Annotated in this window: 11 protein-coding genes and 1 pseudogene; 8 read left to right on the top strand and 4 right to left on the bottom strand. The window is 43.0% G+C overall.

What is annotated here, in order from left to right:
- Positions 1-82 (top strand): annotated as a pseudogene (locus tag A1019T_RS13965) (RNA-guided endonuclease TnpB family protein); the annotation flags it as partial.
- A gap of 50 nt (positions 83-132) precedes the next feature.
- Here A1019T_RS13965 and ygfZ read toward each other — a convergent pair.
- The gene (ygfZ, locus tag A1019T_RS03185) at positions 133-876 is read right to left on the bottom strand and encodes a CAF17-like 4Fe-4S cluster assembly/insertion protein YgfZ (RefSeq protein WP_077450397.1); all 744 of its coding nucleotides are present in this window, start codon (positions 874-876) and stop codon (positions 133-135) included.
- 257 nt (positions 877-1,133) lie between these two features.
- Between ygfZ and A1019T_RS03180 the strand changes: the two genes are divergently transcribed.
- Together A1019T_RS03180 and ppk2 are read left to right on the top strand one after the other, a co-directional pair.
- On the top strand, positions 1,134-1,490 hold the full coding sequence (locus A1019T_RS03180; RefSeq protein WP_077450396.1) for a zinc ribbon domain-containing protein YjdM: 357 nt from the start codon (positions 1,134-1,136) through the stop codon (positions 1,488-1,490).
- A 393-nt stretch (positions 1,491-1,883) separates the two neighbouring features.
- Positions 1,884-2,993 carry a polyphosphate kinase 2 gene (gene ppk2 / locus A1019T_RS03175; RefSeq protein ID WP_077450395.1) on the top strand — a complete coding sequence of 370 codons (1,110 nt, stop codon included), beginning with the start codon at positions 1,884-1,886 and terminating at the stop codon, positions 2,991-2,993.
- A 127-nt stretch (positions 2,994-3,120) separates the two neighbouring features.
- On the opposite strand, the gene A1019T_RS03170 is transcribed toward ppk2, so the two are convergent.
- The 3 genes from A1019T_RS03170 to cydD form a co-directional block, all read right to left on the bottom strand.
- Positions 3,121-3,519 (bottom strand): hypothetical protein, encoded by a 399-nt coding sequence (locus A1019T_RS03170; RefSeq protein WP_077450394.1) that lies wholly within the window; start codon positions 3,517-3,519, stop codon positions 3,121-3,123.
- Between the two features lie 93 nt (positions 3,520-3,612).
- Complete coding sequence (locus A1019T_RS03165) at positions 3,613-5,382, bottom strand: amino acid ABC transporter ATP-binding/permease protein (RefSeq protein WP_077450393.1); 1,770 nt, start codon at positions 5,380-5,382, stop codon at positions 3,613-3,615.
- Positions 5,375-7,198, bottom strand: a complete 1,824-nt coding sequence (gene cydD, locus A1019T_RS03160; RefSeq protein WP_077450392.1) for a thiol reductant ABC exporter subunit CydD — start codon at positions 7,196-7,198, stop codon at positions 5,375-5,377. Before cydD ends, A1019T_RS03165 begins: the two co-directional genes overlap by 8 nt.
- 661 nt (positions 7,199-7,859) lie before the next feature.
- Between cydD and A1019T_RS03155 the strand changes: the two genes are divergently transcribed.
- The 5 genes from A1019T_RS03155 to A1019T_RS03135 form a co-directional block, all read left to right on the top strand.
- Complete coding sequence (locus A1019T_RS03155) at positions 7,860-9,458, top strand: cytochrome ubiquinol oxidase subunit I (RefSeq protein ID WP_077450391.1); 1,599 nt, start codon at positions 7,860-7,862, stop codon at positions 9,456-9,458.
- Positions 9,448-10,587 carry a cytochrome d ubiquinol oxidase subunit II gene (cydB, locus tag A1019T_RS03150; protein ID WP_077450390.1) on the top strand — a complete coding sequence of 380 codons (1,140 nt, stop codon included), beginning with the start codon at positions 9,448-9,450 and terminating at the stop codon, positions 10,585-10,587. The genes A1019T_RS03155 and cydB overlap by 11 nt, the downstream gene beginning before the upstream one ends.
- A 26-nt stretch (positions 10,588-10,613) precedes the next feature.
- Entirely contained in the window at positions 10,614-10,766 is a 153-nt protein-coding gene (gene cydX / locus A1019T_RS03145) for a cytochrome bd-I oxidase subunit CydX (RefSeq protein ID WP_028859135.1), read from the top strand.
- 346 nt (positions 10,767-11,112) lie between these two features.
- Positions 11,113-12,414, top strand: coding sequence for a glutamate-1-semialdehyde 2,1-aminomutase (gene hemL / locus A1019T_RS03140; RefSeq protein ID WP_077450388.1), 1,302 nt, complete (start codon positions 11,113-11,115; stop codon positions 12,412-12,414).
- Positions 12,415-12,630: 216 nt separating this feature from the next.
- On the top strand, positions 12,631-13,425 hold a 795-nt coding region (locus A1019T_RS03135; RefSeq protein WP_077450387.1), incomplete at its 3' end, for an RNA-guided endonuclease InsQ/TnpB family protein.

Raw genomic sequence — 13,425 nt, 5'->3', positions numbered from 1 at the left:
GCATGATAGAGATATCAATGCTGCTAAGAACATCCTTGCGGTCGGGCTTGACCGTCTAGCTGTAGGAATCCCCTCGGTTTAGCGAGGGGAGGAGGTCAAGGGGTGTAGAAGGGTGATTGAGCCTAGACTTAATTAAGCTTCACGGGCCACGCTGGCTTGTAGTGCACGTGGCAAATCTAATAATTCTAGCTGTGAGTCTTCTAGGTGCTCAGGACGTGCCACAACCAAGGCCTCAAAGCCTGAATGGCCTGCAGTAGCAATGGCATTTACCACCTGAATTTTATCCATGCTTTCTCCAGCCTGTGGCACTTTACCTTGACCTTTTACCCGGTGTAAAAATGCTTTTGGCGAGGCCTTGAAGTAGATACGAGCGATCACTTCTTGGCCGATATAGCAGCCTTTATCATAGTCTACGCCGCCACGCTGATGTAGTCTTAATTCTTGCGGCTGGAACTGACCTTGGGTGGCTTCCACAATCCAGTAATTACCTGTGGCAATACTTAACGCTTGCCACTTATCGATATCACAATTATCTGCAGCTTGGCTAAAGGTGGCCTCTTCAGTATTGCTCTCTGAGCCTAAGACGCAAGGGTAGATATCAATAGGTTCGGAGGTAGTGATTTTTGAGAAGGCCCCATACTTTTTTATATGAGCTTGTAAGCTTGGTAAGCAGTCAGTGGCAATAACAATATCAAACTGCTCTTCAGATTGTTTTTTTACCCAAATACCAAACTCAATACGCCCTTTAAGGTTGGCAATGGCGGCGGGCAGATAACTTAACCCTATTTTATCTACGTTGACAGTAAGCTGGCTTTGCAAAAATTTTGCAGCATCAGGGCCTTGCAAAGTGAATTGTTTAAAAGATAAGTTACTCACAATTAGAATCCTTTTTTAGTTGTTTTGATTAAGTTGTTGTAATAGATAGCGATAAAGGTTTTTCATATAGTGCCAGTTATTATAGAGGCTTGGCAATTAAGCTATGTAATTAGCTGTATACAAAAAGCTATTTTCATTTATGTTGGCAGGACTAGAGAATATCAAGCATAGGCTCGAGCAAAAAGTTGCGGTTTAGGCTACAATACTAAGCGATATCAATTCACTACTATATCTTAAGTAATGGAAATGAGGATAAAATGAGCTTACCTAATTGCCCTAGTTGTGATTCTGATTTAACTTATGAAGATGGTGCCTTATTGATTTGTCCAATGTGTGCTCACGAATGGACAGCTGCTGAGGCAGACGGTACTGTTGCCACAGAAGAGTCTGATAATGTGATCCGTGATGCGGTTGGTAACGATTTGCAGGATGGTGATGCTGTGACTGTGATTAGAGACCTAAAAGTGAAAGGCTCTTCTACACCGCTTAAAGTAGGCACCAAGGTGAAGAGTATTCGCTTAATCCATGACGCACCAGATGATCATGATATCGATTGTAAGATTGATGGTTTTGGTCAAATGAAGCTAAAGTCTTCTGTGGTGAAAAAAGCCTAATGCGATAGCCTTTAAAGTGATAAATTGGCTACTTTAATAGTGCTATTAAAGATAAAAAACCTCGCAATGAATTCATTGCGAGGTTTTTTTGTTTTTGATAAAAGTGGATAGGCTTACTATGAGCAACTATGTAAGCAATTACTGCCCTTAACAAGGTATGTTTTATTGTAGTAATTAGATTTGTCAGATTTAATTTAGCCAGGTAAGAACCTCATAACTGCAAGTATTAATTGGCTTACAGAGTATCCCATAACAATTTTAAGGGTTTAAGCAACTAACACATAAAACAATTCATAGGTAGCGATTTTGAGTAAATAAAGCCCTTCTTATTTGCTATAATAATTAAATAAATCTATCTAATTGTGATTAGATGATTAACGATGAGGAGTGAGTATGTCAAAGAAAAGCAATAAGCCCGAAAAGATTAGTGATGACTATGTAACCAATAGTAAGAAGATCGAACAGTACGAAACGCAAAAGAAAAAAGACAGTTCACGAATCAAAACCAAAGCAGTGATCGATCAAGTTCTGCTAAAAGACCTAAATGAAGGGAACTTCGAGGGCATCACTGATCACTTACAAGCTTTAATTCATGATGCGTCGCCTGATGATCTTGAAAAGCTTAAAGACTTATTTGCCAAACATGCTTTAGCCAATACCGTTAAAACAGGCTTGAAAAAAGACGATGAGCTATCAGATAACTGGCGTGAAGGGGGCTACCCTTATAAGAATCGCTTATCGCGTAAAACTTATGAAAAACAAAAGTATCATTTGCAAGTAGAGTTGCTTAAGCTTCAAAAATGGGTTCGAGAAAATAATCAAAAAGTCGTTATTATTTTTGAAGGTCGTGATGCCGCTGGTAAAGGCGGATCTATCAAGCGTTTTATGGAGCATTTGAATCCACGTAGTGCTCGAGTGGTCGCTCTAGAGAAGCCAACAGAGCGTGAAATGGGGCAGTGGTATTTCCAGCGCTACATTCAGCATCTCCCTTCGGCCGGTGAAATGGTGCTATTTGACCGTTCTTGGTATAATCGTGCCGGTGTTGAGCGAGTCATGGGCTTCTGTACTGAAGAGGAATACGCCACCTTCATGCGTCAAACCCCTGAGTTTGAAAAACATTTAATTGATTCAGGCATCCATTTGGTTAAGTTTTGGTTCTCGGTAAGCCGTGATGAGCAGCGTCGCCGCTTTAAGCAACGTGAAGCGCATCCTTTAAAACAGTGGAAATTATCGCCGATTGACTTGGCCTCACTGGACAAATGGGACGAATACACCTTGGCAAAAGAAGCCATGTTCTATAACACAGATACCGCTGAGTCGCCTTGGATTGTGATTAAATCAGATTGTAAAAAGCGTGCCCGTTTGAACGCCATGCGTTATGTGCTAAATAAACTTCCGTATGAAGGCAAAGACCAAAAACAAGTGGGTAATGTAGATCCATTAATTGTCGGTCGAGCTGGTGCTTTATATGAGCTAGGTGAAAAATCAGACTTGACCATTTAATGGATCAGATTTTATGCTTTAATTAATAAATAAGGAGCAATCATGTGATTGCTCCTTATTTTTTTAAGTCATTTAATATTTAAAGTCATTGAATAACTGGGGTGTTGACTACAAAATGGACTTAAAGCTAAGCACTTATTTTGCCCATTTTAATCAGCCTAGAAGTAATAGAGCCTTTGGTACGTTGATGACGCTCCGCTAGAATATCCACGCTATCACCATTATCGAACCCTGTATTAACACTTTCTTCTTCCTCTGTTTTCCAAGGTTTACCTGCATTGCCCGGTAACTGTGCTTGGCGCTCAATCCATCTGATACGGGCTTGAAGGGCAGGAATAGCCGCTTGCAAAGCCCGTTGTATATCATCATTCAAACACAGACTGTTAGGCGCTAGTGGCTCATCCGACAGAGGGTTAATACCTTCACTGAGCTTTTCAATAATACGAAAAGCTTCAAAAGTATGCATGGGGGCTACGACAGCTTCAGGTTGAGCCGGTAATTCTACTGCTGTTTTTTTATCATCCATGAGGGATAAACAATCCTTTTGATTGAGAGAGTATTTGGTTTGGCTATTTTTTATATTAATAATTAAAATAACTAAACTAAATTAAAATAAAAACTAATCAATAAAAACATTTTCTTTTAAGGTTAATACCTCACACTCACCCATATCCCACTCATGGTGGCTAACAATGATTAGTAGCCCTTGCTTTTGGTGCTCGCGTACACTGTTCCAAACTCGCTCTCGGGTCTCAGTATCTAGTCCAGCAAACGGTTCGTCGAGCAGTAAAACTTTTCGCGGCTTTAATAGCAGTCTGGCTAGAGCAACGCGTCTGGCCTGACCCCCAGAGATCGCTGCCCCATATTCGCCTAGAGCAGTTTGTAATCCTTGTGGTTGTGCTTGCAGCCAAGGCAGTAGACCTACCTTATCCAAAGCGGATAGCAGCTCCTCTTCAGTGGCATCAGGTTTGCCGAGGCGAAGGTTAGCGGCTAATGTCTGATCAAAAATATCCAGTTGTTGCCCTAGATAACCCAACTGATCTTGCCAGTCATAAGCAAACCAGTTTTGCTCATTGAGTGTTATTTCACCTGCTTGCACTGGCAACTCACCGGACAAAGCTTGTAGTAGAGTAGATTTACCACAGCCGGAAGGGCCTTTGATAATCAAGGGCATGCCAGATTGGATGCTGACGCTGACTTCTTTGGCACCTACTAAAGCCCCTGGGATCTTGGCAGAAACATTGCACAGTTCAGCGTGAATAGGGCCCGTTGGTAACGTTAGTCCCTTTTCAATATCTGTAGCAGCTATATTATTGAGCTCTGGCTGATTGGCTGTAGGATTTAGTAGCGCATTGAGTCTGTCTTTGGCAGAGATGCTATTACCCATGGCTAAATAGTGTTGACCTAGTGGCACAATAATCTCTTGAATACCCAGTAATCCTAAAGTTACTGCCAGTGCTAACGGCACATTAATGTCGGTGGCTAACGCAGTAGAGGAATTAGTTAACTGATATATCGAAAATAGTACCACCAACACTGCGGCATAACAGAACCACTGAATAAGCAGCATATAGCTAGAGCGGTGTTTCTGTGCCTTCCATTCTAAGGCCTGTAGCTTATCGTCTTGTTCAGTATAATCCTTAGTTTGTGTTTGCCATTGTTGCCAAAGCAGCAACTGGGTAATGATTGCCAGTGGCGCCAATAGTTTCTGGCGTCTAGACTCTGCAACTTGTGATAAATGCTTGGCGCTTTGGATACCTTTAAGGCTAGCGATGAAAGGCAGTAGTAAAGCGGATAATAGCAATAGATAAATCACAATCTTACTGATTGAACTCAGTGGCAGAGCCCAGCCAATGAATGCAGCTAACAATAGCATGGACACACTACCGATGAGCCAAGGAGAGATGACCCTGAGAATAAACTCATCTAATTTATCTATATCACTCACCAAGCGGTGCATATATTGGGAAGCATGTAGTGTGTTGCGCTGCTGCACTAAGGGTAGGGCTGCTAATCGATTAAAGAAGCGTAAGCGCAACGTTTTTAACAAGTCAAATACCGCATTGTGCGATACCATCAGCTCTCCATAGCGCCCAGCTGTTCTTGCCATGGCAAGCATCCGAATAATGCCGGCGGGCAACATATAGTTAAAGCTATGCGAGCCCACCGCAATCATGCCAGCCAAAGCAGCACCGGTAATGAACCAACCGGATATCATCAATAGCGCAATCATAGAAAGGGCTGTAACCAATCCTAAGATCCAAGATATCACCCACAGATCAAAGGAGGGCTTAAACATATCACGCAAACGAAATACGGGAGCGTTGGTCGTCAATGGAGACTGCTGATTTGAGCTTGTGTCGGATTTGGCTAAGACTTGTTTAGTCATGATCTTCTCCCCTTACCGTTACTGCTGCAGGTAGTGACAGCCTAATGACGTTATCTAACCAACTAAGCTGTTGGTGGGCATGAGTAATCCAAATCACCGTTTTACCTTTACTAACCCGCTGAAGCAGCTGATGGATTCTATCTGCAGTATCTGGATCAAGGTGCTCTGTGGGCTCATCGAGTAGCCATAAGCTGTCTTGTCTAAGCAGTAATTGAGCAATTCCCAAACGCTGCTGTTGCCCGCCAGACAGCCCTTGTCCTCTATCACCAAGCTGGGTATGGAGTCCTTGGGGCAACCGTTTAATCAGTGACCACAGCTCAACTTCTTCTAGCACTTCGATTAACTGTTGATCACTGGCCTCTGGATTGGCAAGTCGTAAGTTTTGAGCAATGGTTAACGGCATTAGGGCCACTTGCTGTGCCAGATAGCCAATATGTTGTCTTAACTGCGGTGCAGGCACTTGTTTGATATCAATGTTTTGCCCATTGGCAGGGCTGATTTCAATCTGACCTTGATAATCAACAAAGCCCATAATGGCCTGCAATAGGCTGGATTTCCCACTGCCACTGTCACCTACTAAAGCCACTCGCTGTGCTGGCTGGAGCGTAAAGCTAATCGGAGCTAAGCGGGTACGATAAGTTTGTGCTTCTGAGTCAGAAGATTCAGGCTCATTGTCACTGTCTGGATCAGTAATGGCCGTGCGAATGCTCAACTCATTTAGGATTAATCCGAAAGCTTGCGATAAATCCACAGGACTTGAGCTGTTGGTAGTCGTAGGTGCGGTGTCTAAGACACTATCAATGCTTGATTGGGCTGCTGAAATAATAGGTAACAGGCTTTGCACAGCCCCTTCAGCTTCCGCCTTGGCATGATAGTCTGCCCCCAATTGACGAAGGGGGACGTAAAACTCAGGGGCCAAAAGCAGGATAAACAGCGCCCCAAAATAACCCACCGGCACATGCCCTTTGTCCCATGGCAAGATCCCCATGAGCCCAAAGCCCAGATAAACGGCCACTAGAGCAATACTTAGGGCAGCCAACAACTCCAAAACCGCACCATTTAAAAAAGCAATTTTTAACACATCCATAGTGCGGCGGCGGTAATCTTCGCTGCTAATGGCTAAATCTTGCTCGGCAATGGAGGTGGCTTGTAAGCGTTTTAGCGTTGGCATACCACGAATCCAATCTAAAAAGCGCCCACTTAATTGAGACAAGGCACCAAATTGGGCAGCGCTTTTTTTGGCAGTGAGGTGGCCGATAAGAATCATAAATATCGGTACCAGGGGCGCAGTCATGAGTAGTAGAGCCGCGGCAAACTTGCTTTGCCAAGCCACAGCGATCAACAAGATAAGCGGGGTGGTCACCGTAACGTTCTTTTGGACACTAAAACGGCTAATGAAGCCATCTAAAGCATCGGTCTGGTCAATAATTTGACTGGAGATGCTGCCATCACTGCCAAAGTGGCGTAAATTGGGTCCTAAGTGAGCCATGGTGGTTAATAATGACTGCCTTAGAGCTGTCCGGACTTGTAAGCTGGCACGAGCACTTAATAACTCCCTCCCCATATTTAATAAAGGGCGCAGTATAAAACAAGCCGCCAACGCCCCGAACCACATTAAGTTACCCCCAGTGGATAAAGGTACCTTATCAAAATAATTGGTCAACCATAAGCTAAATATATTAGCAAGAAGCCAAGCTTGCGCTACAAATAGCAGGGTACTAAGGATTGTGAGTAGCCACGCAAGATTTAAAGAGCGGCGCACAGTATTTACCAGCTGTTTTAAAAAGCTTTTTTCGGCAGTTGAAAGGGTGGCCATAGTAGTTTCTGTCTTAAAAAAAAGAGAAAATTATGAGAGGCAAAAGTTAAAAAATGGTGCAACAATAAGAGTATACTTTAATAAGCATTCTAAGCTTACTGCTTCGAAAAGCCAATGTATGTTAATGTATCTAACTAATGTGCTAGCAAAGACCAGTCATCAATTACTTACTCATAAAGGTAAGTAAACAAGACGAGTAAAAGTTACATTAGTGAGGACTGTGAAAGAAAGTTAAAGGATACCTAGAACAAATAGTGATATTTAGGTAATATACGCAGAATAAATCCATAAATTAATAATGGGTATTTTTAAATACCTATTTGGTATTATATTTCTAATATTTTATTAAATTGTAGATTATAATATAGGCAGTTAAGTTTTCTGAGTAAACGTTTATTAGCAGTGTTGTTTTAAGTAGTTGCTTTTTAGAGTTGTTCAACGACACCTTAGGGATTCAATAGTCATTCGTGTTCTATAAGGCTTAAGTATTTTACAGGTGTTGAAACTTATCGGTAATGCAGGATTGATCACTCAGTTGGTTTAATGGTGTAAAGGGAGTGGGTGCATTAGGGCAAGCAAGCAAGGATGTGAGCGATAAACGCCTTAAGTTATGCAAATCAAATGACAGTGTGAATTAATCCTTCTTTTTAGGAGGTTTAGTATGATTACTGAACATCTAGTTGATATATCCCGCTTGCAGTTTGCGGTGACAGCGCTTTACCACTTTCTATTCGTCCCATTAACTTTGGGAATGGTATGGATTCTAGTCATTATGGAATCCGTTTATGTCACGACCGGTAATCAAATCTGGAAGGACATGACCAAATACTGGGGCAAGCTATTTGGTATTAACTTTGCTCTAGGGGTAACCACAGGGATTACCATGGAGTTCCAGTTTGGTACCAACTGGGCTTATTACTCACACTATGTGGGTGATATTTTTGGTGCCCCTTTAGCCATTGAAGGTCTAATGGCTTTCTTCTTAGAATCCACCATGGTGGGTCTATTCTTCTTTGGTTGGGACAGACTCTCTCGTGCTCAGCACCTTATCGTTACCATACTAATGGCGCTGGGAACCAACCTTTCTGCACTATGGATTCTGATTGCTAACGGTTGGATGCAAAGTCCTGTTGGGGCTTCGTTTAGCTACGAAACCATGCGTATGGAAATGGATAGCTTTGCTACCATCTTACTTAACCCAGATGCCCAAAACAAATTCGTGCATACCGTATCAGCCGGCTATGTGACCGCGTCTGTTTTTGTTCTTTCTATCTCTGCTTTATACCTGCTACGCAAACGCGATGTGCCTTTTGCCAAACGCAGCTTCCAGGTGGCCTCAGCCTTTGGTTTAGCCTCAATCCTGAGTGTTATTGTCCTAGGGGATGAGTCAGGTTATTCGATTGGTGCCGCTCAGCAAACCAAGATGGCTACTATTGAAGCCATGTGGCATACCGAGCCTGCGCCTGCTTCGTTTAACCTAATTGCTGGTATCAACGAAAAAGAGCAGAAAAACGATTGGCAAATCCAGATTCCTTATGCCATGGGTATTATTGGTACCCGTTCTCTTGATAAAGAAATCCCCGGTATTCATGAGATTAAAGAGGTTAACCGAGGGCGTATTATCAATGGTATTGAGGCGGTTAGCTTACTAGAGCAACTGCGTGAAACACCAGAAGATAAGACCTTAGTAAGTCAATTCGATGAGGTCAAAGAAGATTTAGGCTTTGGTTTATTGCTAAAAAAATATACTGAAGATGTGTCACAAGCTACACCAGAGATGATTCAAAAGGCCGTGGATGACACCATTCCTGCGGTAACCCCTATGTTCTGGTCTTTCCGTGGCATGGTCGGTCTTGGTTTCTTAATGCTAGCTCTGTTTGCGGCTGCTATGTGGCATACCGTGAAAGGTAACTTCGCTGAGAAAACTTGGCTATTAAAGTGGGCTGTAATCATGTTGCCTGCCCCTTGGATTGCCATCGAGCTGGGTTGGTTTGTGGCAGAATATGGTCGTCAACCTTGGACCATTTACGGGGTTCTACCTACCCACTTATCAGTCACTAACTTTAGTGTCGCCAACGTCTATGGCTCATTAGCAGGTTTTGTCGGCTTCTATACGATCTTATTGATTATTGAAGTCTATCTGATGGTGAAATATGTCAAGTTAGGTCCAGCAAGCTTAGGTACCGGCCGTTATGATGGTGAGACTCCACGTAACGTGACGCCAGTGCATAGCAATAAGGAGGTCAACGATGTTATTTGATTATGAAACGCTAAAAATAATCTGGTGGCTTCTAGTAGGGGCGTTACTTATTGGTTTTGCCATTATGGATGGGCATGACATGGGGGTATGTACCCTGTTACCCTTCGTTGGTAAAAACGATGATGAGCGCCGTGTGATAGTAAACACAGTTGGCCCACACTGGGAAGGTAACCAAGTTTGGTTCATTACCGCAGGGGGTGCCTTGTTTGCTGCGTGGCCAATGGTATATGCCTTAGCCTTTAGTGGTTTTTATTGGGCGATGATGGCGGTACTTTGGGCGTTATTCTTCCGTCCAGTAGGTTTTAAATACCGCAGTATGGTCAAAGATCAAAGATGGCGTAACGCTTGGGACTGGGGCTTATTCGTCGGCTCATTTGTTCCAGCAGTAGTCTTCGGTGTGGCATTTGGTAACCTATTCTTAGGGGTGCCATTTAGCTTTGATAATATGATGCGTTCTACCTATACCGGAAGTTTCTGGAACTTATTGAACCCTTTCTCAATCCTTTGTGGTTTGGTCAGTGCAACCATGCTAATCATGCAGGGTGGGGCTTTCCTAGCTCACCGCACTGAAGGCGATATTCAAGCACGTACTACTAAATATACTATGATTTCAGCGGTCGCTATGGTGGTACTGTTTGTGGCGGCAGGGGTTTGGATTCAGTCTATTGATGGGTATGCTATTGTGTCGCAGATTGATCCAACTGCGGTAGCCAACCCATTAACTAAAGAAGTGGTAGTGCAGCCGGGTGCTTGGATGACGAACTTCGCTAAGTATCCTTGGGCGTGGGCTTTCCCAGCCTTAGGTATTATTATGCCATTAATCACAGCGGCCCTATTGAAGGCAGGTAAGACATTGACAGCCTTTGTGACGTCAAGTTTTGCTATTATTGGGGTGATTATGACGGCTGGTATTTCGTTGTTTCCTTTCATCATGCCATCATCAACCTACCCAAACGTTAGCTTAACTATTTGGGACAGCGTCTCAAGTCACTTCACATTAATGGTGATGTTGTATGTGGTGGTGCTGCTACTTCCTATTGTAGTATTCTATACTAGCTGGGCTTATAGCGTGATGCGTGGTAAGGTGACTGTGGCCTATATTCGTGAAAACGATCACACCTCGTATTAAGCCATTTAGTTATCTAGGAGAAAGTTATGTGGTATTTTGCATGGATATTAGGTCTTGGGTTTGCCGTACTTTTGGCAATCGTCAACGCCATTTGGTTAGAGCACGAACAAGGTCGTCTAGACTCGTATGATGCTCAGCGCAAAAAGATTGACCCTCACTTAGAGAAGACTCCTAAGTAAGAGGGGTTAGGTGAATAATAGACTTCGGTCGTTATTGATCTATACCTGTTAAGCGATAGATAATAGTAGAATAATGATACAAAGTGGGCTCATAAGAGCCCACTTTTTTTTGGTAAGATAGACGAGTTATTACAGCAACTGTTGTCCCATATTTGGTTATGAGGCCCAAACCTTGTAATATTGTGGCAGTGATACTGGGTGAATTGGACTTTAAACCTTGAATATAGCCACTGCTAACACAACTCTTATAACTATTACGCTTAAAGTCAGTGCCCTCAAAATCATCTTTCTTATAATCAAAAGACCTAATCAAGGTCTCTTTCATCTGTAAAGTAGAGTTATTACTATGAGTACTAAAAACGAACAACTATTCCTACAAGCTAAAAAGCACATTCCAGGGGGTGTTAACTCGCCCGTTCGTGCCTTCGCTGGTGTGGGCGGTACCCCGGTGTTTATGCACAAAGCTACAGGCAGTAAAATTTATGATACCGAAGACAACGAGTACATTGATTACGTTGGCTCATGGGGGCCTATGATCTTAGGTCATGCGCATCCAAAAGTAATTGATGCAGTAAAAGCGGCTGCCGATGATGGCTTAAGCTTTGGTACCCCAACTACTTTTGAGACTTCAGTAGCAGATACCATTTGTGATATCGTGCCAAGTGTTGAGATGATCCGTATGACCAGCTCAGGTACGGAAGCCACGATGAGTGCCATTCGCCTAGCCCGTGGTTATACAGGTCGAGATAAGATTGTTAAGTTTGAAGGTTGCTACCATGGTCACTCAGACAGCCTGTTAGTAAAAGCAGGTTCGGGTATGTTAGATATCGGTGAGCCAACCTCACAAGGCGTGCCTGCCGACTTTGCCAAGCACACTATTACCTTGCCGTATAACGACCCACAAGCGGTAAAAGACTGTTTTGAGAAATGGGGTGATGAGATTGCCTGTGTAATCGTAGAGCCTATTGCTGGCAATATGAACATGATTATCCCGACTCAAGAATTCCATAATACCTTACGCGAGCAGTGTACCCAAGGCGGTGCGGTATTGATTTTTGATGAAGTAATGACCGGCTTCCGTGTGGGTTTAAAAGGCGCACAAGGTCACTTTGGTATTGAGCCCGACTTAACTTGCTTTGGTAAGATTATCGGGGCAGGCTTGCCGGTAGGAGCCTTCGGTGGTAAACGTGAAATTATGGAGTGCATTGCACCTATGGGCGGCGTCTATCAGGCAGGAACATTATCAGGTAACCCACTGGCCATGCGTGCAGGTATCGCCATGTTTGAAGACTTAACCCAAGAAGGCTTTTATGAGGGTGTGGCTGACAAGGTAACTTACCTTGTTGACGGCATTCAAGCAGCGGCTGAGAAGCAGGGCATTAAGCTACGTTCAACTAAGCTTGGCGGTATGTTTGGTCTATTCTTCGTTAAAGAGGAAGCCACTGGTGTACCCCAAAACTTCGATGAAGTGGCCGCTTGCGATATGGATAAGTTCAATACTTTCTTCCATGGCATGCTGGAGCGTGGTATCTACTTAGCACCTTCTGCCTATGAAGTGGGCTTTATGTCGTCTAAACACTCTACAGAGGACTTGGATGCCACTATTAAAGCGGCTGAAGAAGTCTTCGCTGAGATGGCAGCGGCATAATACACCGTGAACTGCTATTGATAAAGGTTAGTGCTCTACTTTGACTGCTAACCTCAATAACTTTGGCCTTTTTTGTTATTATTCGTTGTGATAAATTATTTTATCACCAGTCGCCGTAAAACCACCCACTTCAGGGGGTGGATATAAGGCGACACACACGGTCGTAAGAAGCCGTTAAAGGGTTGTAAGTTAAAATTAATCTGCCATACTAAGCATATGAAAACCCTCAAGCTACGCATTAAAGACAAACACATAAAAGAGCTGAATCGTCTAAGCGGTTCAGTGAATTATGCGTGGAACTATGTTAATGCGTTAAGCTTTGAGCATTTAAGACGCACTGACAGGTTCTTCAGTGCTTATGATTTAAACCAGTACACCAAAGGTAGCGGTGAGTGTTTAGGATTACACAGTCAGACCTTACAGGCTATCAATGAAACACATGCTAAATCACGTAAACAGTTTAAAAAAGCTAAGCTTAATTGGCGCAGCAATCGTCCTGATGCTAAACGCAAATCACTTGGGTGGATACCTTTTAAAAAGTCTGCTATCAAATACCTAAGCACAAGACAAACGGGGAAGAAAGCACTTAAATCAACAATTCAGCTATCGCTATCTAAAGGTCAAAAGCTCATCATCGATGTATTCGATAGCTACAACCTAAGCCTATATCAAATTAATACGCTTGAGATAGTACAAGACAGTCGTAATCGTTGGTATGCGTGTATCACCTTTAAAGACTTTCCTAAGCAAGTAAGTGGTAAGGGCAGCGTTGGAATTGATTTGGGCTTAAAAGAGTCTGCTACTACCTCAATGGGTGATAAACTTACCATTAAGCAAACTCAAAAGTGGGCTAAAAAGCTTGCCATCGCTCAACGTGCTAACAATAAAAAACGTGTTAAAGCAATCCATGCTAAAATCAAAAACACAAGATTAGACTTAATTCATAAATTCACCACCAAGCTTGTTAAAGATAACAGCTTAATTGTGGTTGGTGATGTTAAATCTCGCTCA

Origin of the sequence: Psychrobacter piechaudii, assembly GCF_900162825.1 — a bacterium.
Classification (GTDB): Bacteria; Pseudomonadota; Gammaproteobacteria; order Pseudomonadales; family Moraxellaceae; genus Psychrobacter; species Psychrobacter piechaudii.
Note: the sequence above shows the minus strand (reverse complement) of the source record. Positions and strands in the feature narration are given on the sequence as shown.

Coding starts and splice junctions, on each gene's coding strand:
- A1019T_RS03180 (WP_077450396.1), top strand. CDS start 1,134: ATGAGCTTACCTAATTGCCCTAGTTGTGATTCTGATTTAACTTATGAA.
- ppk2 (WP_077450395.1), top strand. CDS start 1,884: ATGTCAAAGAAAAGCAATAAGCCCGAAAAGATTAGTGATGACTATGTA.
- A1019T_RS03170 (WP_077450394.1), bottom strand. CDS start 3,519: ATGGATGATAAAAAAACAGCAGTAGAATTACCGGCTCAACCTGAAGCT.
- A1019T_RS03165 (WP_077450393.1), bottom strand. CDS start 5,382: ATGACTAAACAAGTCTTAGCCAAATCCGACACAAGCTCAAATCAGCAG.
- cydD (WP_077450392.1), bottom strand. CDS start 7,198: ATGGCCACCCTTTCAACTGCCGAAAAAAGCTTTTTAAAACAGCTGGTA.
- A1019T_RS03155 (WP_077450391.1), top strand. CDS start 7,860: ATGATTACTGAACATCTAGTTGATATATCCCGCTTGCAGTTTGCGGTG.
- cydB (WP_077450390.1), top strand. CDS start 9,448: ATGTTATTTGATTATGAAACGCTAAAAATAATCTGGTGGCTTCTAGTA.
- cydX (WP_028859135.1), top strand. CDS start 10,614: ATGTGGTATTTTGCATGGATATTAGGTCTTGGGTTTGCCGTACTTTTG.
- hemL (WP_077450388.1), top strand. CDS start 11,113: ATGAGTACTAAAAACGAACAACTATTCCTACAAGCTAAAAAGCACATT.